A 22,317-nucleotide genomic window follows, 5' to 3' on the forward strand; every position below is an offset into this window, starting at 1 on the left:
ATGGATGCGATTAAGATTCAAAACCTTGATGTTGTCTTTGGTGATAAGCCTCAACTTGCCTTGGATTTACTGGATGAAGGTAGAACGCGCCAAGAGATCATCGATCAGACCCAGCAAGTCGTGGGCGTCGATAACGTAACGATGAGCGTAAAGGAAGGCGAGATTTGCGTTCTTATGGGGTTATCTGGATCTGGTAAATCCAGTCTGTTGCGAGCAGTGAATGGCTTGAACAGCATTACTCGCGGTTCGCTTCAAGTTAAAGACGAAGGTAATCAAGTGGAGCTATCGTCCTGCGATGAAAATACGTTGCAGCGGCTTCGTACTCACCGCGTGTCGATGGTATTCCAAAAGTTTGCCTTAATGCCTTGGTTAACGGTTCTCGACAACGTTGCGTTTGGGCTCGAAATGCAAGGCATGTCAAAAGCGCAGCGCCGAGCAAAAGCCAGAGAACAACTTGAAATGGTAGAACTGGCGGATTGGGAAAGTAAGTACCCGCATGAACTTTCTGGCGGTATGCAGCAACGCGTTGGGCTCGCGAGAGCATTCGCTATGGATACCGACATTTTGTTGATGGATGAGCCCTTTTCGGCTTTGGACCCATTAATTCGAGCGCAACTGCAAGACGAATTAATCCAACTCCAAAAGAAGCTCAACAAGACCATTTTATTTGTCAGCCATGACCTTGATGAAGCATTAAAAATTGGCAACAACATTGCAATAATGGAGTCAGGCAAACTTATCCAGCATGGTAAGCCAGAGCAGATTGTCCTATCTCCTGAGAACGATTATGTGAAGGATTTTGTCTCCCATACCAACCCGTTGAACGTGCTTAAAGGTCGCTCTTTAATGCAGCCAGTGAGTGATTTAAAACAAAATGGTGCGAAATGGCAGATTTGTCCAACGCAGCAAGTTTGGGTTGAAGAACGCAATAATCAACTTTGCATAGACAGCTCCGTCTATTCGGGGAATTCATCGGCTCAAGAAAATAAAGTGGATTTGAAACTGGTCGATTGGCGTGAAGAATCTGTCACACTCAATGATATCAAAAGAGACTCCGTTGTCATTGCCAGCCCAGATATCGGTATGCGTGAAGCCATTGCCCTAAAGCAACATAGCGGTCTACCGATTCTGCTGGTCGAAAACAATGAGCTGATTGGTGTGCTCGACGACAGTGATTTTTACGCGGGGTTATTGGGCAAGCACCACCACAACGCGGCTTAACTCACGGTTTATTCCCTAGCCTCTTCAAGTACAGAGGCTAGGGTTAATTATTCACTTACAATCAACATCCGCACGCTAAAATTTATCCTGAGGACAAATATCTTTGTTTGTCCAAATCTCAATCACAAATTCATAATAGCCCACTCATTTTTTGTGGAAAATTCTTGTGAATAACCCCTTTTCTCTAATCGACAAACCCACTTTTTTTGGCGCGATCGCACTGCTGACGCTGATAACGATTCCACTCATTCTGTTCCCAATTGAAGGGGCACACTGGATATCGATAGCCAAAAGCTTTATGACAGACAAACTAGGGTTTCTTTACCTTACTCTCGGTATTAGTGCTTTTTTCTTTATGATTTATGTTGTGTTCAGCGACATGGGGCAAATCAAGTTGGGAGAAGCGGATGAGGAACCTGAATTCGCTACTGCATCATGGGCAGCTATGCTTTTTTGCGGAGGGATAGGTGCCAGTATCTTATATTGGGGCTGTATTGAGTGGGCATATTACTACCAATCTCCCCCGTTCCAGCTAGAAGCCGGCAGTGAAGAAGCGGTGCGATGGGCTGCCACCTAAGGCATTTTTCATTGGGGACCCATTGCTTGGTCGATTTATTTGATCCCCGCATTGCCCATTGCTTACTTTTTCTATGTACGTAAACAGCCAGTGCTAAAGGTTTCTAGTGCACTAATGCCGGTACTTGGTGAAGCTCGAACCAAAAAAGCTCCCGGAAAAATCATTGATGTGCTTTTCATCTTTGGATTGTTAGGTGGAGCCGCAACAACCTTAGGGCTAGCGGCACCTTTGATTGGCGAGGGGCTCAACCAACTATTTGGTATTCCTCAAAATACCTACAGTCAAATTGGCGTACTTTTGGTCTGCACCGCTATTTTCGCCTATTCCTCATATGCGGGCATGGAAAAAGGCATAAAGATTCTCAGTAACATCAACTTTTGGGGCGCTATGGGGTTACTGGCCTTTGTACTCGCGGTAGGGCCTACCATTTTCATGCTGGAAACGGGGTTAGATTCACTTGGTAGAATGCTCTCTAACTTCTTTACGATGGCAACGTGGGCAGAGCCCTTTGGCGGTTACGGCAGCTTTGATAACACCCACTTTCCGCAAGATTGGACCATTTTCTATTGGGCATGGTGGTTGGTTTTCGCACCAAGCATGGGGCTATTCGTTGCCCGAATTTCACGCGGAAGAACCATCAAACAAATGGTTACTGGCTCGATATTCTTTGGCTCCCTAGGTTGTTTCTTGTTCTTTATGATTTTGGGGAACTACGGGCTATCGCTCCAGCTCTCGGGCGAATTGGATGTGGTCGCTATTTTAAATGCAGAGGGCGCGACCAAAGCCATCTTTGCCATGTTAAACGCACTGCCATTTAACAAAGTCGTGATTGCAGTGTTCACTCTACTCTGCATCATTTTTACCGCGACCACATTCGATTCTATTTCTTACATTTTGGCATCAGTAGTTCAAAACAATGTGTCGGAAGAACCCATGCGTTGGAACCGAATGTTTTGGGCATTTACCTTATCTTTTCTACCCACGGTATTGATGTTTCTAGGTGGATTAAGCACGTTGCAAACCGCTGCAATAGTGGGTGGATTACCGCTTTTGGTCATCTCCGTCATGTTAATGGTATCCGCAGTACGGGCTACCAGCTTGGATATTCGTCACCAAGAAGATTACGTGGAGCCAACCATCAATATCGAAGACTTGCCCGATATGGATCCTTGGTCTTCAGAAGGGATGGCACTTGCGAGATTTGAACGCAGTAAAGACGTCGCCCAAGAAGCGGCAGAGCAAGAGCGAGATGCGTTCAATCAGTTAATCGCGATGAAAAAACGTATTCGCGCCTATGTGCTTGAACATTGTGACGATGAAAATATAGCCGACCATCAACTACCAGAGGATATGCAAGAAGAGCTTCAGACCTTGCAGAACCTGATGACAAAAGCCAAGAAAAACAAAGAACTTTTGTCTCAGCAAGCACAAAAAGCAAGGATGGAATTTGAGCAGGCAGTAAGCTGATCTATCTTGAATAAAAGCAATTTAAGCTCGTACTTCTACGGTTCGAGCTTCTTATTCAATTGATGAAGTAACTGCACCTACATTTGTATCCTGCATAATTTGGCCACGCCTTTAAAGCCGTCTCCCTCAAAATTCCAACGTTAGATTCCCACCAATAGTATGACTTGATTACCAGCCACAGAAGCTTGGCACCTCCAATGAGTAGTAAGTTTTCATGGTTTTGACCTCATTGAGTACCCAACTAATAGACTGCGTGATAGGATTTTGCTCGGTTAATTATATGAGCTATTCAAACAACTAAATTCCACAAAGGTTCGTAAATATAGTGTCTTTGGTATATCGCCGCTCTAGGAGCGTTACTGTCTGAAAGATAAGACAGATACCCAACAATTGTTGCCTGCACATGAAAATATTTGAGAGTCAATGGCAACGGCATACTAATAACTTTAGACAACCGTTAATATTCAGATAGAGATGAAAGTACAAACAACGCTAGGGAAAACACAATAAGATGGAAACGATAAAGTACTCAGTCATCGTGCCACATTACAATAGCCAGCAAGCACTTGAAGTCCTGCTAGAAAGTATCCCAGATCGACATGATATTGAAATCATCGTAGTGGATGACAACAGTCATCAACCGTTGAACATTCAAAAACAATTCAAGAATGCAAACCTCCTTACTAAAGTGAACGACTCTGGAGTAAAAGGGGCAGGCGCGGCTCGCAACATAGCATTGGATGTAGCAACGGGGCATTGGGCGGTCTTCGCAGACTCCGATGATTATTTTACTAACCAAGCATTTGATTCAATGGATCAAGAAACTGCCGATGATATTGACGTGGTCTTTTTCAATCCAACCAGCATCTATCTACACAACAACCAGCTCTCTAATCGACACATCGAATATGAAAAACTGGTTTCGGATTACCTAAATAATGGTGACCTATCCATTCGATATAAGTTTTATGTGCCTTGGAGTAAGGTCATAAAAATGTCTTTAATCAAAGAGAGCAACATCCGTTTTGATGAAGTCATTGCTTCAAATGACCTGATGTTTTCACTTCGTGTTGGTGTAAAATTGAGATCATTCTCTGTGTCGAGAAGCACCGTATACTGTGTAACAAGTGGGCAAGGTTCGTTAACCAAACAGTTCAATTCTGCAGTGATGACATCACGCTTGCTGATCGAGTTAAAGAGAAACGAATACTGTTGTGAACACGGCTTAAAAGAATATAGAAACTCGGTTATCTTTGTCCTCCTTAAGTACAAGCGTGTGCTCAATGGTGCAATAATTAAGAGAATATTTAACATGAGTCTAACTCGAAAGCTCACTGTATTCCCAATCAACCTTTCCAATATTATTGATACTAAATTAAAGAAGCGTGCGCTAAGCAATTAAAAATAGCCAGCAGTTAAAACCGTCAGTAGGTAAGCAAAAATGAAAAACAAAGTTCTTCTCATATCGTCCCCGGGTGGGCATTTTGTACAACTGAGTCTGCTCGCTGAAATGCTGGACGAATATGACGTTATCGTAGCGGGCACATACGACAAAAAACCATCCTTCATCGTTGCAGACCGTTATTACAAGGTCGACGATTTTAGTCGAGATGATGCATACAAATCGGTAAAAGTACTGTTCCAATGTTTGAAGCTCCTTAGAAAAGAGAGACCAAAACTTGTCATTACCACTGGAGCTGCTCCTGGGCTTGTTATGCTATTTCTAAGTAAGCTTTTAGGTATCAAATCCATTTGGATTGATAGTGTTGCCAACTCTCAAACACTGTCTCTATCCGGTAAAATCGCCAAGAAATTAGGTGTACAAGTGCTATCTCAGTGGGAAAAAGTTGCCGAAAAATGTGACGTTAACTATTACGGAAGGTTGATATGATTTTATTAACGGTAGGAACACAACTTCCTTTTGATCGCTTAGTGTCTATCATTGACGATAATGCGGACTCTTCGCCCATGGAAATCCATGCACAAATTGGTGAGACGGAATACGAAGCCAAAAACATCAAAGCCGATAAATTTATGGAGCCAGACGAACTCGATAAATTAATGGATGAGTCAAAAGTCGTCATATCACACGCGGGTATGGGCACCATCATTAAATGCATTAACCTCCGTAAACCCGTCATTCTTTTCCCGAGACTAAGCAAACTAGGTGAACACCGTAACGACCACCAGCTAGACACAATCAATTCGTTTGCTGAGCTCGCAGGTGTATACCCTGCATTCGATGAAAAAGAATTGGTGGAGTTAATAAAAAAGGCCGACACTCTCGCACCGCCGAATGGCTTTGAAAATGCCGATAGAACGCGATTGGTCAACTTTCTAAAAAGCCAAATGGCGTAGTCATTACAAATCGATGCAATATAAAGCTTAGGCTATACCATTAACTCAAAAAAAGCCTCATGGGATTAATCTATGAGGCTTTTCTTCAACAATACATCACCGAATTGACATTCTTACCTAGCGTTGGGGTGGTTCAAAATGTGATCTTCCCAGTCCACAACATCGATTTCATAGACCACTTTGTTGCGTACGCTTTCGCCTGCTGCATGCATGGCAGATTTCGAACCAGTGATTAATGGGTGCCATTCAGGTAGGTTTTGACCTTCGGCAAGAACACGATACGAGCAGGTCTCAGGTAGCCAGTGGAATTCGTCAATTTTGTCGCGAGTCAACTTTAGGCACTCTTCGCCAGACTGGAAACGATTAGGGTAGTCTTTGCAGCCACACGTCTTATCGTTTAGCCAACTGCATGCAACATTGGTGTAGTACACATCGTCGGTATCTTCATCCATCAACTTATGCAGGCAACACTTTCCGCAACCGTCACAAAGAGATTCCCACTCTTTTTCTGTCATTGCTTCCAGTGACTTTGTTTCCCAAAATTGTGCCATGATGAACCACCTATTGTTATTACCTCTTAGCGGTATCGCTAAGGAGGCGAATTTATATCGGTTCAGTGCCAAAAGTGCAAGATAAAGTCACCAATGGTATTGATCGTGTGCTGTTGCTATTTACACAATAATAAATCAGTGATGTACCTTCGCCAATATTTTCTGCTAGTATCTCGTCCTATTTTTTCAGAGGTTAATGTTATGGACTGTCGATTGGGTTGCGGGGCTTGTTGTATTGCGCCGAGCATTTCTTCTCCCATTCCGGGAATGAAAAATGGCAAGCCTGCCGGTGTGCGATGCGTTCAACTAAACGACGACAACCTCTGTAAGTTATTTGGAAAACCAGAACGTCCTAAGGTGTGTCATCAATTTAAACCTTGCCCAATTGTGTGTGGGTCGACCAATGCAGACGCCCTCGCTAATATTGCCGAACTCGAACACCTAACTTAGTTTTCAACCTCGACTTAAGTACAGTTGTTTGATTTGGAGCCAATTATCATATTTTCTATTGGCTTAACTCATATACCACCATACATTTCCCGAACTTTATAAAGTTAATATTGTCATTAATACCGTCAATTTCACATTTGCACGACAGGTATAAAAACAAAATGAAAAATCAAAACATCTTTTTCTCGCTTTTGCTGACCGTTTTTCTGATTACCGGCTGCACTTCTATGTCCATTGAAGAATGTCAAACCACACACTGGAGAGATCTGGGTTACCAACAAGGTCAAGTAGGTGAGAACCCCAATATTATTAACGACTACGCTAAAGACTGCTCAGAAGGCGGAATAAACGTTGATAAAGAGGCTTGGAGTCAAGGTTATGAACGAGGTCTTGTTCAATATTGTTCGCCTAGAAATGGTTATCAAGAAGGGCGAAACGGTCGAAGCTATTACGGCGTGTGTGACAATGAGCAGTTTAATAAAAACTACGAACTCGGTCGACAAGCCTATCTAAAAGAAGAGCGACTCAGCGATATTCAAAAGGAAATCGAGGATATCGACTTTAAGCTACGTAACAAAAATGGTCTCGACCCTGATGAGCGTAAACGACTTAATGATGAGCGAAAAAGCCTAACAAGTGAACGAGCCAGTTTGCTTAGTGCAAGCTACCAATTTAACGTTACGTTCTAATACAAAAATGCCGCAGAATCTGCGGCACTTTTAAAGCAATCAAAACTGTCGGGGTAAGATACAAACATTACAGTTTGTGTCTTCCCAATATTGAATGAGACAGTGTAGTCCCATCAACCAGATCCAGCTCGCCTCCCATTGGCACGCCGTGAGCAATTCGAGTCACGTCCACGTCGTGTGCATGACAAAGCTCGGCGATGTAGTGGGCTGTCGCTTCCCCTTCTACCGTGGGGTTGGTTGCCAGTATCACTTCAGTAATATCTTTGCGTCTTAACCGGAAATCGAGCACATCAAGCCCAATATCACTTGGCCCGATTCCATCTAACGGAGACAAATGCCCCATTAACACGAAATAGCGACCAGAATACTGACCTGTCGCTTCAACAGCGGCAATGTCTGATGGGCTTTCCACCACACACAACTGACCATTTTCTTGGCGCTTAGGGTTAAGACAAATGTGGCAGGTTTCTTCTTCGGTAAACGTTCTGCATTCGCTGCAATGACCAATTTCTGTCATTGCTTGAGAAAGTGCATCTGCTAATTGAAGACCGCCTTTTCTATCGCGCTGTAACAAATGAAAAGCCATACGCTGCGCCGATTTGGGGCCAACCCCAGGTAGGCAACGTAAGGCTTCCATCAATTGTTCCAGCATATGGCTGGTTCGCATAAATTGTATCTACTGCGTCAATTAGAAAGGCATTTTCATGCCTGGAGGCATTTGCATTCCACCAGTGACTGACGCCATTTTCTCTTTTTGAGTTTCTTCAACACGGCGAGCGGCATCGTTAAATGCTGCTGCGATCAGGTCTTCAAGCATTTCTTTATCGTCTTCCATCAAGCTTTCGTCGATGTCAACGCGGCGAACACTATGGCTGCCAGTAATGGTTACTTTAACTAAACCAGCACCGGACTCACCAGTCACTTCCATGTTCGCGATTTCTTCTTGAAGCTTTTGCATGCGATCTTGCATCTGTTGGGCTTGCTTCATTAGGTTGCCCATACCGCCTTTACCAAACATTTCTTTTCTCTCTGGTTTATCTTAGGTTATAAATACTTTATGGGGGTAAAAGACCATGCTTTCAACGCCCATTCCAATTTGTCATCTGTAAATCAGATTGGCCTCACGCTATCGGCGTCTATTTCGGCTGCAAAACGAGCAGTAATAAACTGTATGTGAGGATCCTGAGCAAGACTGTCGTGAGCTTGTTGCAGTTTGCTCTGATACAGTTTGTCTCTTAATTCCAATGGAGATTCCCCCTCTTCGCCAATTTTGACAATAAGCTCACAAGGTTCTTCCAGCGCTGTCGCCAACGCTTCCGCTAAATCTTTTTGAGCTTTTTCGGTATTTAGGTGCGCTTGAGCAGCTCTCAATGTCAGATGGATAGCATTACCCTCTTTGTGATACGAAGAGTTCAATGCCAATTGCTCCACCAACTTTGCAGTATTCAATTTTTGTATTAGGGCAGACCAATGATCGGCGGCGACCGATTCATCAACCAATTTGGCTGCCATTTCAGGTGTTTTTGTGTGCTCCAGCGCTTTCTTAATCTGAGTAGGTGTTAGTTCGGTCTTTTTCGGTTTTTCTACTGGCTTGGAAGGCTTCCACTGATAAGGTTCATTGACCGCCTTTTTTTCTTCAGCGCTCGTATTTGAAGAACGGGTAGTTGACGAATTAACTGGCGACACCTGCCCAGCGGATGCAAACTGCGCTATGCGCTCTGCCGCCGTCTGCTTTTTGTTTGCGGGTGTCGCGCTAGCCTTTTTTGGCGACGCGCCAGTGGTTTTATTTTCACTACTCGCTTTGCTTTCGCTTCCTACTTGATTACGACGGCTTCTTAACTGATGACGCAGCCCCGATATAGGATTGGCAGGTGCTGATTGTTGCTGTACCGGTGCGCTGCTTTGAGATACAGGCTGATTCCTTTGATTTGAAACCGATGAATTCGAAACCGATGATTTTGAAACCGAAGGATTTGGAGCCGAAACGGAAGGTTGAGCATAAGCCGGATCATCATACTGCGGTGGCATCGTGTCTTGCTCGTAGTCACCGTAGTTTGGCATATCACCATAATCTGGAGCAGGCTCATTCGATACAAACTGCGAAGCTGGTTGCTGTTGCTGAGCAGGGTTTCGTACTTCTTTAAGCTTTTCACGCGCAGCATCCGCAGGCGAAGTTGGTTCTAGCGCTGTAGATGCTCCACTTACGTGCTGCTTATTATCAACTGGCGATTGAACACCTGAGTTAGCACTAGCAGAAGATGGTCGTTCAGGTGTTGAACTATTGTTTGTAGGAGTTTCTTCTTTAGATTTGTTTTCTTCTGGCTGAGCATTCAAAGGTAACGCTTTTGCACCAGCTGGTTTAAAGGCAATTAAACGTAAGACAATCATCTCTGCACCCATTTTAGCTGATGGTGCAATAGCGATGTCTTCGCGACCTTTAATCACGATCTGGTAGTTAAGCTGTATTTCCTCTGGGGAAAGTGCTTTAGCCAATAACTCGATTTTCTCCGCATCCGGCTGCCCTTTATCCAAGGTTGCAGGTAAAGCCTGATACATAGCAATTCGGTGAAGCTGAGTAGCAAGTTCTTGGAGCAACCCATCCCAATCAACACCATTTTGCGCGAGCCGAGTCAGTGCATCCAGTGCCGTTTGAGCTCGATGGGCGCTGATCGCCTCTAGCAGGTGAATGGCTTGGTCTGTATCCAATGTACCCAGCATGTTCGACACGGTACTGGTATCAATGGCACCGTTTCCGAGCGCGATGGCTTGATCGGTTAAGCTTAACGCGTCTCGCATACTGCCATCAGCTGCATGAGAAATCATCCCCAATGCGCGTGGTTCCGCCGTGACTTGCTCATGCCCAAGAATATGATCCAGCTGCTGATGAATATTATCCACACTGATCGGTTTCAAGTGAAACTGAAGACAGCGGGAGAGGATCGTAACGGGTAGCTTTTGCGGATCCGTTGTGGCAAGCAAGAACTTCACATATTCAGGCGGTTCTTCCAGTGTTTTCAGAAGCGCATTGAAGCTGTGACGAGAAAGCATGTGAACTTCATCTATTAGATAGACTTTAAACCGACCACGAGCAGGCTTGTATTGAACGTTATCCAATAACTCGCGTGTATCTTCCACCTTTGTGCGAGAAGCAGCATCGATTTCGAGCAAATCTACAAATCGACCTTCATCAATCTCTTTGCATGTAGAACACTCACCACACGGTTTAGCCGTAATTCCGGTTTCACAGTTTAACCCTTTGGCAAACAAGCGACCTATTGTCGTTTTGCCGACACCACGCGTTCCACTGAACAGATAGGCATGATGCAATCGGTTCTGGCTTAGTGCATTTTCCAACGCAGTGAGAACGTGACCTTGCCCAACGACTTCGCTGAACTGGTGTGGTCGCCACTTACGTGCTAACGCTAAATAACTCATTCACGCTTTCCAATTACGAATGAATACCAAAAAGGCTTAGTGCCCTTCAAATTCACAGATGCTGTATACATTCAGACCAAATTCTTTCAAGCGAGTTTCACCGCCGATTTCTGGCAGGTTAATTACGAACGCTGCGTGTTCAACATCGCCACCAAGTTGTCGAATCAGTTTCACTGTCGCTTCAATGGTACCACCCGTGGCGAGTAAGTCGTCGACCACAAGCACTTTATCGCCTTTAGCAATAGCATCGGTATGGATTTCCAGAGTATCGGTTCCGTATTCTAGCTCGTATGACTGAGCAACAGTTTCGCGTGGTAGTTTTCCTGGCTTACGCACAGGTACAAACCCGACACCAAGTTCCAATGCCAAAGGCGCACCAAACAGAAAACCACGAGCTTCCGTTCCCACGATCTTTGTGAATCCCATGTCTTTGTATTTTTCAACGAGCAATGCAATCGTCGCACGATACGCGGCAGCATCTTCCATCAAACTGGTTACATCGCGAAAAAGTATCCCTGGTTTTGGGTAATCTGGGATGCTTTTAATGCTCGCTTGAATTTGGGCGATGGTTTCAGTAGTCATAAGCTCAATCTTTTAATCTTAGGCGTTACACAATAAACGCACATTGTAATACTCCAATTCGCTTTAGTCTGCGAACTGGAAAAAGAAAAATGAAATCCGCTTTTCAGCGGCGCTTAATGTTAGTGATTTTCTTCTTTATCAGCAACAGGGTCGAGGACAGGTATTCGCGAAAACCACGCCAATAAAACGCAAAGTAACACCAATAGCATAGCCTTTACCCACAGAATTGGGACAACAAATATGGAGACCGAAAAACTGATTATGATAAAGACATACGCACGCCGTTTTACTTTTGCTCTAAGCGATCTGTGTCGTTGCCAGTCATTTAGTACAGGACCTAGTTTCGGGTGGGAGTGCAGCCACTCGTAAAATTTCGGGCTTCCACGTAAAAAGCATGCGCTTGTCAGCAATAGGAAAGGCGTCGTTGGTAGCAATGGCAATACGATTCCCAGTAAGCCGAGTAGCAACGAAATCCACCCTAAAACATTCCAAGCTGTGCGACGAATACTAATAACCTACTTCTCCTGCGCCCTTTGCAAAGGAATATTATACCTAAGTGGTCCCAATCAAGGTACTAGGTTCAGCGACCTCCCTACCAAAGAATAGAGTACTGGCTTTCAGGTAAGCTCCAACAAAAAACGGCTTCCAATGAGAAGCCGTTTTTATCCATCGATACCAAACCATTTTTTACTGATAACCGGTAAATACCCGAATCCAAGTAAGTGTTGCAGGCAGCGTAGGTATAAGTAACACAGCAATAAAACCTAAAAAGTAAAGAAAGTTGTATGGATCTTTGTAGTTATCTTGTTCCGACATGGTGCTCACTATCTCCTCGTTATTAGACGACTGACTATATAGGACGTAGTACTTTCAATAAACCTACAAATGAAAGGTTATTTAACCTTCGCAACAACGATCTCACTTTTCCTTAACAAATTAGGGGTTAACCTTACTGCAAATTACCTTGGTAAATATCCAAACAAAAACTGCTTGCCCCTAACTTACTCATAGTAAGCTGCCCACCATTATGAACAATGAGAGGCGACTCAGACTTATTACGTAAACATCCTTCTCCTAGCCTTACGCCTTCGGGCAGATGCTTATTTTGCCCCCCACTAGACCAAACACTGTCCAATCCAGCAGAGTGCACGATCAATGAGCTGTCGGTCATATCTACTACACCAAACAATGCGCTAATGGAAGATGCGTATTCGGAGCATGTAATCCCCTTCTCTACCGCATCGATCAGCTGATTTAGGTCAACAGTATCGCTCTTATTGTTACGTAATTGATCGTTAAACAACGCTCGAATAAGCAAAGTGGTCGCCACTGAATGATCGCCACCCGAGGCTGCATCGACTAAGTAAAAAACAAAATGTCCGTCCATCACCCATGCATAATCAAAAACTAAAGGTAGTGATTCTGAAGATTGGAGAAGACGATACGTGCATTTCCAACCGCCTGTTTTTGTGTCTCTCTCAGGTAGAAGTGCTTCAAGCAGATCTCGAGCCATATTTGGGTTGTTTTGCAGATGGTCCAGGTGCCAATGAAGCTCTTGTTCTTCTGGCAAGTCACCTGATTCGTCCACGCGAAACCACTGACTTGCAAAGTCTCGTTGATCGGAATCATTGGATTCAGCGTCTTCCAAAGTATTACTGATCGCTTTTTCCAAATGATCCATGTTTGGGATGGGTTTTGAAAGAAAATCTTTAATGCCAAAACGGAGCGCTCTGGCTACATCAGACATTTCTTCGGTTGCAGATACGACAATCATGGGAAGGGATGGGTACTCCCAGCACACTTCTTCAACAAATTCGATTCCATTAAGTACGGGCATCGAAATGTCACAAATGACTAAGTCGGGAACTTCAGAGCGGAGTTGTTTGAGTCCATCGAGCCCATCTTCCGCTTCTAGAATCCGATAACCGGCGGACTCTAGATAGCTAGTGAGCATTCGACGAAATATGGCGTCGTCATCGACGATCATGACTGTGGGCTTGTCTAGTGCAACCCCTCCAGCCACCTGATGTTGCAATACGCTTGATTTAATCATGAATCTAACCTCAAAAAATAAATACTTCCGAAATAGTTCTTATTATTTTTTTGCTCAGTAATATAAAAAGTAGTCAGAAAACACCACTTCCACAACTTTGCAAATGTTACCCATGCCGCAATTTGCGTTGACGACTGTACTTTCTTCTGCAAGAAATCGTTGACTTAAAACAACCTTATTTTGAAAAGTTACGTTACACTGTTTCTCTTGCATTTTTTGTGTGTCTTACAAATGAAACTTGATGATCTCAACCTTTTTCGTCTAGTTGTCGAGAACGGCAGCTACACTGCAACGTCCCGCAAAACCATGATTCCCGTTGCCACGATCACTCGCCGCATTCAAGCGCTTGAAGACTCTCTTAATCTTAGATTGCTCAACCGCCATGCAAGGAAATTGGCGCTTACGGAAGCCGGTGAACGGTTTTATGTAGAATGCTCACCTCTGCTAAAGCAGCTGGCTTCTGCGGCTGAACATATTTCCGATGACTGCCGAGGCGCTGCAGGGAAGCTAAAAATTTCTGCGCCAGCCAATATAACAAAACGAATGATCATGCCTTTGCTCAATCAATTTATGACGGAATACCCAGATATCCGAGTTGAGTTGACGACAACCAATATGGCAGACCAACTTGATCCGACCGAATGGGATATCATTTTCAGAGTTGGTCCCCAACGTGATTCTAGTTTAATCGTCCGGAAGATTAATTCAGTAAAGGATATTTTGGTCGCAAGCCCTGAATATCTCAGCAAACATCGTCCACTTTTACACGCTGAGGATTTACGAGAACACACGTTATTAAAAGGTCACCCGTTGATGCGGTGGCAGCTAACCAATAGTGAAGATGAAACCGTAATTATTAATGAACGCGGCCGGCTTGAAGCGAGCGAGCTCAATGTGGTTAGGCGCGCTTGTTCCGCTGGGTTGGGAATCACGTTAATGCCAAACGTGATGCTGGATACGTACATTGCTGATGGAAGCTTAGTTCAAGTTTTGGAAGGCTGGAGCGCAAACCCAAGAGACGTCTACATGCTTTACAACCATAAAGACCATCAGCCAGAAAAGGTCCGCCTCCTCATCGACTTTTTCAGTCAGCACTCACTCAATGTACCTCGTCGAGAATAGTTGACGCTTACTCCAAACAATAAAAAATGCCAGAGCATCAAATACTCTGGCATTTTTGTTCTTAATCTGTCTTACAAATTCACTTCTTAAATAAGACTATGCACCTTCGTTATGAAGTTCTAAATTCGCAAGATCTTGTTGAATTTCGCGCTGCACTTTCGCATCATCATTGCGTAGTGAATCAAGAAAATCTAGATACTTCTGGTCAACATCGCTAGTCACGTATTCACCGTTGAATACCGAACTTTCAAAACGGGCGATATCTTGGTTGCCAAGACCAACTGCAGAAACCAAATCTTCCAGCGTTTGGAAAATCAATGCATCAGCGCCAATCATTTGGCAGATTTCTTCGTTATCACGACCGTGCGCAATAAGCTCATTTGCACTAGGCATATCGATGCCATAAACGTTAGGGAAACGAACTTCAGGTGCAGCTGAAACCATGTACACGTTCTTAGCGCCTGAATCACGAGCCATCTCAATGATCTGCTCAGAAGTGGTACCGCGGACAATCGAATCATCCACAAGCAATACGTTTTTGCCTTTAAACTCAGAACGAATTGCGTTGAGCTTACGACGAACTGATTTCTTACGTTGTTGCTGACCAGGCATAATGAAGGTACGACCAACATAACGGTTCTTAACAAAGCCTTGGCGGTATGGCTTGTCAATTATCTGTGCAATTTCCAATGCGATATCACAAGACGTTTCTGGAATTGGGATAACCACATCGATATCCAAATCTTCCCATTCACGTTTAATTTTTTCGCCAAGCTTTTTGCCCATTTCAACACGAGCACTGTAAACCGAAATTTTATCGATAAACGAATCAGGACGAGCAAAGTATACAAACTCGAAGATACACGGATTTGACTGAGGATTTTCAGCACACTGTTGAGTAAATAGCTCACCGTCAAAGGTGGCATAAATCGCTTCACCTGGTGCGACATCGCGAACAAAATCAAACCCAACCGCATCTAAAGCAACAGATTCAGATGCAACCATGTACTCGGTACGACCTGACTCTAGCTCTCGCTTACCCAAACACAACGGGCGAATGCCATGTGGGTCACGAAATGCAACCATACCGTGTCCGATGATCATCGCTGCAACCGCATAAGCACCACGAATTTGCTTATGAACATTTGAAATCGCAGAGAATACAGTGTCTTTGGTTACGTCTTTCGACAAGTCAATTTCATGTGCGAGGATATTAAGAAGTACCTCGGAGTCAGAAGTCGTGTTTACATGACGACGAGCTGTTTCCAATAGGCTTTCACGCAATTCATGTGCGTTAGTTAGGTTGCCGTTGTGAGCAAGGGTAATACCGTAAGGGGAGTTTACGTAGAAAGGCTGTGCCTCTGAAGCACTTGAACTACCTGCAGTTGGGTAACGCGCATGACCGATACCAACAGTACCTTGTAAACGCTGCATGTGTTTGGCTTCAAATACATCTTTAACTAGACCGTTCGCTTTTCTCAGACGAAAACGATTGCTTTCTATGGTAATAATACCAGCGGCATCCTGGCCACGATGCTGTAATACAGTCAGCGCATCATAAATTGACTGGTTTACAGGTGTTGTACCCACGATTCCAACAATACCACACATGTCATAATCCTCGGTTTTGACAGTAGGCTGGCACTACACGGTGCCAGACAAAAAGCTTGAAGTTTCTTTTAGGTGCTCGAAAAACGGAGCAATGATTCGGCTGAATTCAGGAATCAATTGCGAGTTAATCCACCACTCTGAATTTGGCAATGCAGTAAATGCATCAATGAAAAACAGCACTGCAGACACGATAAGAATTCCACGTAACCCTCCGAAGACGATTCCTAAAATTCTATCGGTTCCAGACAGACCCGTTTTTTGCACCAGTTGTCCAATAACATAGTTGACTAATGAGCCAACAACCAATGTCGCTACAAACAAAGCTGCAATGGCGGCTCCGTTCCGAAACATATCATCTTGAATATTGGTAAAATACACCGCTAATTTGGCGTAATAATGACTGGCGATAAAAAACGCGCCAAACCAAATTACAAGAGACAATGCTTCCTTCACGAAGCCTCGAATCAAACTGATCACTGCGGACAGCCCGATTACCCCTAAAATGACAAAATCTATCCAGTTCATTCTGTTCTACATCTTAAGTTGGCGCGCATTTTAACAGAAAAAATCGCGACGCAAACGTTTTCTTATGGATTTAGTGGTTTAAATTTCAACAGTTGACCTTTCGCCCCTGTGATTTTTTCCAATTCCTTGATTTGCTTTTCCAATTTAGGCTTGGAAACATCGGGGCCTATGATAACTCTTGAAAATGCGTTCTCCTGCTTGATATGTGCTTGATAGCCACGTTTCTGAAGATCTTTTACTAGCTTTTTCGCGTTATCAACATTTTTAAGTGCCATTAGCTGTATGATCCATGCACTGTCAGCATAGTCATTTTTCTCGGCGACGGCTCTTGGTGATACTTCTATCTTTTCTGGCTCAGATTCTTCTGAAACAGAGACTGATACTGGACTGTCTGGTAACACTAAATCGTCTTCAACAGGTTCCAGCACTTCAAATACTTCTACCGTTCCCTCAAGCTCTGGCTTAATTGGAATGGTGGCAAGCTCTTCTTTGAAGTGCTCTTTCTTCCCATCTAAAAGATCGGGTAACACAATTACGCCAACAGAGACCAATAAAATGGTCCCAACCAGCCTACTTTGAAACCTACTCGCCATCATGGCTCCTTTCTGATTCCCAGTGCTCCAATACGGCTCCAACAGTATGGAACGAACCTACAACGACAATAAGTTCATTTGATTCTGCCTGTGTTCTTGCTGCGTCAAATGCCTCTGTTGGCGTATCAAACTTACCCGTGTTCGATGGCAAGTGCATGATAAGCTCTTCCGCCTTAGCCGCTCTCTCGCCTTCCAGCGAAGCTGGATACCATTTTGTGGCAACGGGTGCGAGTACCTTCAGTGTTTCGGCAATGTCTTTGTCATGCAACATTGCTACGACCATATGGATTGAAGTATTGGGGTAATGTTTATTTAGCTGCTCAACCAAATACTCAGCTGAATGCGGATTGTGGGCAACATCGAGCAAAATCATAGGGGATTGAGACAGCTTTTGCATTCGACCTGCAAGTTTTGCGTTTTTCAAACCTTTTACGATATTAACGTCTGAAATATCTAACTCTGCACACCCAAGCGCCATTAAAGAAGTTGCGGCATTAGGTAGCGGGAGATCTGGAAGGGGAAGATCATCCAAAGCGAACTGACCTGAACGCCACTTCCATTTGTCGCCTTCCGTGGAGTAACTAAACTGAATCCCTACCTGATGTAGCTTAGCACCAATATCATCAGCGTGTGCTGCAATCGTAGCAGGCGCCTTTGGCTGACCACATACCGCAGGTCGGTTGCTGCGGAATATCCCTGCTTTCTCGTAACCGATGACGTTGATGTCGTCACCCAACCAGTCCACATGGTCAACCGCAAGGCTAGTAATGACGGATACGTCATGATCCACTACATTGGTCGCATCCAGTCTTCCGCCTAAGCCGACTTCAAGCAAGACTACGTCAACGCTCTCTGTTTGAAATAGGCGAAGTGCGGCTAATGTTCCGTATTCAAAAAAGCTAAGGCTGATGTCGCCACGTTTTTTCTCGACGAAATCGAATGCTTGCGCATGTTTTGCCTCTTCCAACTCACTACCATTTATGCGCACTCGCTCAGTGTAGCGAATAAGGTGAGGAGAGCTGTATACACCAACAGAATAGCCTGCATCAAGCAAGATCGCTTCCATAAGCGCGCAAGTAGAACCCTTACCATTCGTTCCGGCAACGGTAATCACTTGAGGAGCAGGTTTGATTAGCTGGGCTTTTTCGGCGACTGCCTGTACGCGCTCCAAACCGAGGTCTATGGCGCTAGTGTGGATGTTTTCTAAATAATGAAGCCACATCGATAAGGGTGATGTGGCTTTAGGTACTTGAATATGACTCATTAAACTCTTAACTAATTCTTAAGCGGCTGTTTAATGAATACTTTACTCTTTTTCGTCCGCGACTGGTACTTCGTATTGCTCTTCAATTGGAGAATCGTTAACCGATACCACCATTGGAGATGTCTGGTTAGTCAGTTTTGCCAATAAACCACCAATACGCTGACGCATTTCACGACGATCGACAATCATATCAATCGCACCGTGCTCAAGAAGGAATTCACTGCGTTGGAAGCCCTCTGGAAGATCTTCACGTACAGTTTGTTCGATAACACGACGACCAGCAAAACCGATCAATGCTTTAGGTTCACCAATATTGATGTCACCTAACATCGCCAAACTTGCAGAGACACCACCCATAGTTGGATCAGTCATTACTGAGAAGAAAGGCAATCCTTTGGCGGATAGTCGTTCTAAGGCAGCACTGGTTTTAGCCATTTGCATAAGAGACATTAAGGCCTCTTGCATACGGGCACCGCCACTAGCAGAGAAACAAACCAAGCCACAGTTGTTTTCAATTGCGGCTTCAACAGCACGAACAAAGCGAGCACCGACAACAGAACCCATCGAGCCGCCCATAAATTTGAATTCAAAGGCACAAGTTACAACAGGCAATCCAAGCAATTCACCTTTCATAACGACAAGTGCGTCTTTTTCGCCACTGTTTTTCTGAGCCGTCGAAATACGTTCTTTGTAACGCTTCGAATCTTTGAATTTTAGTTTGTCTTGAGGCTCTAACTCAGTTGCTAATTCTTCGCGCTCACCCTCATCGAGGAATGACTCAAGGCGACGACGTGCGCCCATACGCATGTGATGGTCACATTTTGGACATACTTCTAAGTTACGCTCTAGTTCTGCATGATACAGAACTTGCTCACAGGAAGTACATTTGGTCCAAACCCCTTCTGGGATGGACGCTTTACGTGAGCTTACGATACTGCTTTTATTTAAAATCTTTTCAAGCCAACTCATGGAAGACCTTTTTCTATTAACTCTTTCGCCTAATTGCGAAAGATACAAATTCTGAATGATGCGTGAGGATTAAAACATAATATTCTCACACTGTGGATCAAAAACTGGTTGTACCTATTTTAAAGCAACAACAAAGTGCGATAACTCACAACTTTTCAATACTTTTGGTGACCACAAAACAACCAAAATCATGCGACACTAATTTTATATTTTCTGCCGTTTAAAGCGACGCTAACTGGTTTTAATTCAACAGAAAAGCATCAACAATTGACGCTATTAACACATTAATAGCATTTAAAGGTTGTCAGGTAAAAATATCGGCCCTAATGGTTCTCTTGGCAACTCAAAATTTTCGGGGTAATCCACATCAACAAGATAGAGCCCTTCCGCTTTAGCTGTGGCTCCCGCAAGCCGTCTGTCTTTTGCTTCCAACAACCATTGAATCCATTCCGGGTTTTGATTACCACGCCCTACTTCAATCAAACTTCCAGTGATATTTCTCACCATATGGTGGACAAAAGCATTTGCCTTAATGTCTATGACAACGTAATTACCATGTCTACTCACATTTAAATGCATGATATTACGCCAAGGACTACGAGACTGGCACTGCACCGCACGAAAAGAAGTAAAATCGTTCTCGCCAAGCAAGAATTGACCGGCTAAATGCATCTTCTTTTCGTCCAACTCACCATGATAATGGCTAATACCTGAAGATAAAATTCCAGGACGATAAGCGTGGTTGTAGATCACATAACGATAGCGTCTAGCCGTTGCAGTGAAACGAGCATGAAACTCTTCGGGAACCTCTTTTGCCCAGCGAACTGCGATATCTTTAGGCATATTGGCATTGACTCCCATGGTCCATGCCGCCATCTTCCGCACTGAGGTCGTGTCAAAATGGACCACCTGCCCTGCGCCATGAACTCCCGCATCAGTTCTTCCGGCACACTGGACTTCTACAGGGTGATTTGCCACGATGGAAAGTGACTTTTCCAATTTTTCTTGAACGCTGGTTACGTCTCTTTGACGTTGCCAACCATAGTATTTTGCACCATCGTACTCAATGCCTAACGCTATTCGCATAATCGTTTACTTCTCTATCTTACGGGGCCGAAGAGTATATACCCAAACAACCCCATGGTGCTAGGCTCTCCAAGCTATCTCGGCTTAGCGCAGCTTCATCTATTCAATAAAAAAACAGGCAACCATTGGCCGCCTGTTAGAATTGCTCTATGCACTACTATTCATTCAATTTATCGATAAGGGATTTGGCTTCTCGTCGTACATCATCGTCGCCATAAACAATGGCTTCTTCGAGCAACTTGATCGCACCTTCATTATCGTTCATTTCAACATAAATCTTGGCTAAATCCAGTTTGCCAGCGGCTTCACTGTTATCGTCGACATCAAAAGGTTCCACCTCACCGAGCACATCTGGGAATTCATCTAACCCAACACTTAACTCTAGAGCTTCAGCATCTGGATCTGGTTTGTCACCAGATTCAGCTTCTTCCTTCTCTACCTGTGCCATAAGTTCATCTACACTCATGAACTTCTGATCCGCTTCTTTTTCACTTGAAAGATCTGGTTGATTTTCCCAATCTTCTTCCCGAACTTCAGGGTCTTGTAATGCTTCAGCAGTTCCCCAAACTTCCTTTTCTTCTTCGGGAACATCTTCTGAAATTGAAGCTTGTTGCTCTGGGGTGAGATTGAAACCATTCCAGTCTTCACCTGTATCCAGCATGGCGTCGATATCCATGCCAGCACTATCAACCACTTTGCTGTCTAATGGCTGATCAAACCTTTCAACCAAATCACCTTCTGGCTCACTTAATAGCGTAGCCATTGTCGCTGACTCATCAAATTGAGCTAGGTCTTCATCAGCAAGTGGTGCACTGCTATCGACGGAAGAAGAAAGGTCAAATGCGTCTTGCAGCGCAGCAGCTTCATCGTACTCACCGAGATCAGAATCATCCAATTCAATCGAATCTTCGGAAACAGGTTCAGGCTCCAATGAATCAAGAGGGTCTAGCTCGTCTTCCATCGCATCAAATGCTGCAGACTCGTCAAACTCACCTAACTCTTCATCAGTCAAAGAAACGTCTTCTACTCGAGCCGCTTCTTCAGCCTCAATTTCTGCAGCGATATCGTCATCTACAGGATTGAGAGCCTCTTGCAGTGATCGTGCTTCATCAGGCTGTGTTTCCAAAACCGAGGATTCATCCAAACCCTCAGGCTCTGAGTCATCCAATTCAATCGAAGCGTCAGTGGGAGGGCTTACATCCAGCTGGTTTTGAGAATTAGGCTCTTCTAACTCATGATCGCTAGCAGAAGCCTCTTCTACACGAGCGGCTTCTTCAGCTTCAATTTCGGCGGCAATATCATCGTCTACAGGATTGAGAACTTCTTGTAAGGAGAGAGGCTCATCCGTCAAAGCTTCCATAGCCGATGATTCGTCAAACTCCTCAAGATCCGCATCGTCCAATTCTATTGAATCAGCATTGTCTACCGTATCCCCGGCTATATCAGAAACATCTAAATCTTCTGGCAATGGCGCTGGCTCACCAGTTATTGCATCCAATGCGGCAGATTCATCAAATTCACCTAAATCCGCATCGTCCAGCTCAATGGCGTCAGGCTCATCCAGCTCTTCAGCAATTTCGTTTTCTATAGGTTCAATCGCTTCTGACTCAGATATTTCTGGCTCCGAAGCTTCAACATCTGCGACTTCAGGCTCTGCTGCTTCTAGTACTTGCTCGGCTGCATCCAAATCTTCTGGCAGTGGCGCTGGCTCATCTGCCATCGCATCCAATGCGGCAGATTCATCGAACTCACCTAAATCTGCAT

At 44.3% G+C, this 22,317-nt stretch carries 21 protein-coding genes and 3 pseudogenes; 8 read left to right on the forward strand and 16 right to left on the reverse strand.

The window, feature by feature from the left end; genetic code table 11:
* From choV to Q8W40_RS25365, 5 genes and pseudogenes are all read left to right on the forward strand, one after another.
* Positions 1–1,221: a choline ABC transporter ATP-binding protein gene (gene choV / locus Q8W40_RS25345; RefSeq protein ID WP_305401239.1), complete on the forward strand. Its 1,221-nt coding sequence runs from the start codon at positions 1–3 to the stop codon at positions 1,219–1,221.
* 166 nt (positions 1,222–1,387) lie between these two features.
* Positions 1,388–3,265, forward strand: a pseudogene (locus Q8W40_RS25350) (BCCT family transporter).
* Positions 3,266–3,776: 511 nt separating this feature from the next.
* Positions 3,777–4,667, forward strand: a complete 891-nt coding sequence (locus tag Q8W40_RS25355; protein ID WP_305401240.1) for a glycosyltransferase family 2 protein — start codon at positions 3,777–3,779, stop codon at positions 4,665–4,667.
* Between the two features lie 39 nt (positions 4,668–4,706).
* Positions 4,707–5,156, forward strand: coding sequence for a hypothetical protein (locus Q8W40_RS25360; protein WP_305401241.1), 450 nt, complete (start codon positions 4,707–4,709; stop codon positions 5,154–5,156).
* Positions 5,153–5,623 (forward strand): glycosyltransferase, encoded by a 471-nt coding sequence (locus Q8W40_RS25365; RefSeq protein WP_305401242.1) that lies wholly within the window; start codon positions 5,153–5,155, stop codon positions 5,621–5,623. Before Q8W40_RS25360 ends, Q8W40_RS25365 begins: the two co-directional genes overlap by 4 nt.
* Positions 5,624–5,736: 113 nt before the next feature.
* On the opposite strand, the gene Q8W40_RS25370 is transcribed toward Q8W40_RS25365, so the two are convergent.
* The gene (locus tag Q8W40_RS25370) at positions 5,737–6,174 is read right to left on the reverse strand and encodes a YcgN family cysteine cluster protein (RefSeq protein WP_370693431.1); all 438 of its coding nucleotides are present in this window, start codon (positions 6,172–6,174) and stop codon (positions 5,737–5,739) included.
* Between the two features lie 201 nt (positions 6,175–6,375).
* Here Q8W40_RS25370 and Q8W40_RS25375 point away from each other — a divergent pair, with 201 nt between their 5' ends.
* Together Q8W40_RS25375 and Q8W40_RS25380 are read left to right on the forward strand one after the other, a co-directional pair.
* Positions 6,376–6,624, forward strand: a complete 249-nt coding sequence (locus Q8W40_RS25375) for a YkgJ family cysteine cluster protein (RefSeq protein WP_305401243.1) — start codon at positions 6,376–6,378, stop codon at positions 6,622–6,624.
* Positions 6,625–6,785: 161 nt separating this feature from the next.
* Positions 6,786–7,313, forward strand: coding sequence for a DUF2799 domain-containing protein (locus Q8W40_RS25380; RefSeq protein WP_305401244.1), 528 nt, complete (start codon positions 6,786–6,788; stop codon positions 7,311–7,313).
* A gap of 67 nt (positions 7,314–7,380) precedes the next feature.
* On the opposite strand, the gene recR is transcribed toward Q8W40_RS25380, so the two are convergent.
* From recR to Q8W40_RS25415, 7 genes are all read right to left on the reverse strand, one after another.
* Entirely contained in the window at positions 7,381–7,980 is a 600-nt protein-coding gene (gene recR / locus Q8W40_RS25385) for a recombination mediator RecR (RefSeq protein ID WP_101112664.1), read from the reverse strand.
* Positions 7,981–8,001: 21 nt separating this feature from the next.
* Complete coding sequence (locus Q8W40_RS25390) at positions 8,002–8,331, reverse strand: YbaB/EbfC family nucleoid-associated protein (protein WP_104401738.1); 330 nt, start codon at positions 8,329–8,331, stop codon at positions 8,002–8,004.
* Positions 8,332–8,423: 92 nt separating this feature from the next.
* Complete coding sequence (gene dnaX, locus Q8W40_RS25395) at positions 8,424–10,748, reverse strand: DNA polymerase III subunit gamma/tau (protein ID WP_305401245.1); 2,325 nt, start codon at positions 10,746–10,748, stop codon at positions 8,424–8,426.
* 36 nt (positions 10,749–10,784) lie between these two features.
* Positions 10,785–11,330, reverse strand: coding sequence for an adenine phosphoribosyltransferase (gene apt / locus Q8W40_RS25400; RefSeq protein WP_305401246.1), 546 nt, complete (start codon positions 11,328–11,330; stop codon positions 10,785–10,787).
* Between the two features lie 119 nt (positions 11,331–11,449).
* The gene (locus tag Q8W40_RS25405; RefSeq protein WP_305401262.1) at positions 11,450–11,842 is read right to left on the reverse strand and encodes a YbaN family protein; all 393 of its coding nucleotides are present in this window, start codon (positions 11,840–11,842) and stop codon (positions 11,450–11,452) included.
* Between the two features lie 175 nt (positions 11,843–12,017).
* Entirely contained in the window at positions 12,018–12,146 is a 129-nt protein-coding gene (locus Q8W40_RS25410) for a hypothetical protein (protein WP_263422561.1), read from the reverse strand.
* A gap of 133 nt (positions 12,147–12,279) precedes the next feature.
* Positions 12,280–13,383 carry a response regulator gene (locus tag Q8W40_RS25415; RefSeq protein WP_305401248.1) on the reverse strand — a complete coding sequence of 368 codons (1,104 nt, stop codon included), beginning with the start codon at positions 13,381–13,383 and terminating at the stop codon, positions 12,280–12,282.
* Between the two features lie 231 nt (positions 13,384–13,614).
* Here Q8W40_RS25415 and Q8W40_RS25420 point away from each other — a divergent pair, with 231 nt between their 5' ends.
* Positions 13,615–14,505, forward strand: a complete 891-nt coding sequence (locus Q8W40_RS25420; protein WP_305401250.1) for a LysR family transcriptional regulator — start codon at positions 13,615–13,617, stop codon at positions 14,503–14,505.
* A 96-nt stretch (positions 14,506–14,601) separates the two neighbouring features.
* Here Q8W40_RS25420 and purF read toward each other — a convergent pair whose 3' ends face one another.
* The 8 genes and pseudogenes from purF to Q8W40_RS25455 all read right to left on the reverse strand — a co-directional run.
* Positions 14,602–16,116: an amidophosphoribosyltransferase gene (gene purF / locus Q8W40_RS25425; protein WP_305401251.1), complete on the reverse strand. Its 1,515-nt coding sequence runs from the start codon at positions 16,114–16,116 to the stop codon at positions 14,602–14,604.
* 33 nt (positions 16,117–16,149) lie between these two features.
* Complete coding sequence (locus Q8W40_RS25430; RefSeq protein ID WP_101112672.1) at positions 16,150–16,641, reverse strand: CvpA family protein; 492 nt, start codon at positions 16,639–16,641, stop codon at positions 16,150–16,152.
* Between the two features lie 62 nt (positions 16,642–16,703).
* A pseudogene (locus Q8W40_RS28140) lies at positions 16,704–16,964 on the reverse strand (SPOR domain-containing protein); the annotation flags it as partial.
* A 57-nt stretch (positions 16,965–17,021) separates the two neighbouring features.
* Positions 17,022–17,234 (reverse strand): annotated as a pseudogene (locus Q8W40_RS28145) (cell division protein DedD); the annotation flags it as partial.
* Complete coding sequence (folC, locus tag Q8W40_RS25440) at positions 17,224–18,498, reverse strand: bifunctional tetrahydrofolate synthase/dihydrofolate synthase (protein ID WP_305401253.1); 1,275 nt, start codon at positions 18,496–18,498, stop codon at positions 17,224–17,226. The gene folC and the pseudogene Q8W40_RS28145, both read right to left, overlap by 11 nt.
* Before the next feature lie 42 nt (positions 18,499–18,540).
* Positions 18,541–19,467 carry an acetyl-CoA carboxylase, carboxyltransferase subunit beta gene (accD, locus tag Q8W40_RS25445; RefSeq protein WP_305401254.1) on the reverse strand — a complete coding sequence of 309 codons (927 nt, stop codon included), beginning with the start codon at positions 19,465–19,467 and terminating at the stop codon, positions 18,541–18,543.
* A 294-nt stretch (positions 19,468–19,761) separates the two neighbouring features.
* Positions 19,762–20,553: a tRNA pseudouridine(38-40) synthase TruA gene (truA, locus tag Q8W40_RS25450; protein ID WP_305401255.1), complete on the reverse strand. Its 792-nt coding sequence runs from the start codon at positions 20,551–20,553 to the stop codon at positions 19,762–19,764.
* Positions 20,554–20,710: 157 nt separating this feature from the next.
* On the reverse strand, positions 20,711–22,317 hold a 1,607-nt coding region (locus tag Q8W40_RS25455), incomplete at its 5' end, for a FimV/HubP family polar landmark protein (RefSeq protein WP_305401256.1).

It is taken from the genome of Vibrio penaeicida (genome assembly GCF_030689305.1).
GTDB classification, from domain to species: domain Bacteria; phylum Pseudomonadota; class Gammaproteobacteria; order Enterobacterales; family Vibrionaceae; genus Vibrio; species Vibrio penaeicida_B.

Coding starts and splice junctions, on each gene's coding strand:
- apt (WP_305401246.1), bottom strand. CDS start 11,330: ATGACTACTGAAACCATCGCCCAAATTCAAGCGAGCATTAAAAGCATC.
- truA (WP_305401255.1), bottom strand. CDS start 20,553: ATGCGAATAGCGTTAGGCATTGAGTACGATGGTGCAAAATACTATGGT.
- choV (WP_305401239.1), top strand. CDS start 1: ATGGATGCGATTAAGATTCAAAACCTTGATGTTGTCTTTGGTGATAAG.
- Q8W40_RS25430 (WP_101112672.1), bottom strand. CDS start 16,641: ATGAACTGGATAGATTTTGTCATTTTAGGGGTAATCGGGCTGTCCGCA.
- accD (WP_305401254.1), bottom strand. CDS start 19,467: ATGAGTTGGCTTGAAAAGATTTTAAATAAAAGCAGTATCGTAAGCTCA.
- Q8W40_RS25360 (WP_305401241.1), top strand. CDS start 4,707: ATGAAAAACAAAGTTCTTCTCATATCGTCCCCGGGTGGGCATTTTGTA.
- Q8W40_RS25370 (WP_370693431.1), bottom strand. CDS start 6,174: ATGGCACAATTTTGGGAAACAAAGTCACTGGAAGCAATGACAGAAAAA.
- Q8W40_RS25380 (WP_305401244.1), top strand. CDS start 6,786: ATGAAAAATCAAAACATCTTTTTCTCGCTTTTGCTGACCGTTTTTCTG.
- Q8W40_RS25415 (WP_305401248.1), bottom strand. CDS start 13,383: ATGATTAAATCAAGCGTATTGCAACATCAGGTGGCTGGAGGGGTTGCA.
- Q8W40_RS25355 (WP_305401240.1), top strand. CDS start 3,777: ATGGAAACGATAAAGTACTCAGTCATCGTGCCACATTACAATAGCCAG.
- Q8W40_RS25375 (WP_305401243.1), top strand. CDS start 6,376: ATGGACTGTCGATTGGGTTGCGGGGCTTGTTGTATTGCGCCGAGCATT.
- Q8W40_RS25365 (WP_305401242.1), top strand. CDS start 5,153: ATGATTTTATTAACGGTAGGAACACAACTTCCTTTTGATCGCTTAGTG.
- Q8W40_RS25420 (WP_305401250.1), top strand. CDS start 13,615: ATGAAACTTGATGATCTCAACCTTTTTCGTCTAGTTGTCGAGAACGGC.
- folC (WP_305401253.1), bottom strand. CDS start 18,498: ATGAGTCATATTCAAGTACCTAAAGCCACATCACCCTTATCGATGTGG.
- dnaX (WP_305401245.1), bottom strand. CDS start 10,748: ATGAGTTATTTAGCGTTAGCACGTAAGTGGCGACCACACCAGTTCAGC.
- Q8W40_RS25390 (WP_104401738.1), bottom strand. CDS start 8,331: ATGTTTGGTAAAGGCGGTATGGGCAACCTAATGAAGCAAGCCCAACAG.
- recR (WP_101112664.1), bottom strand. CDS start 7,980: ATGCGAACCAGCCATATGCTGGAACAATTGATGGAAGCCTTACGTTGC.
- Q8W40_RS25410 (WP_263422561.1), bottom strand. CDS start 12,146: ATGTCGGAACAAGATAACTACAAAGATCCATACAACTTTCTTTACTTT.
- purF (WP_305401251.1), bottom strand. CDS start 16,116: ATGTGTGGTATTGTTGGAATCGTGGGTACAACACCTGTAAACCAGTCA.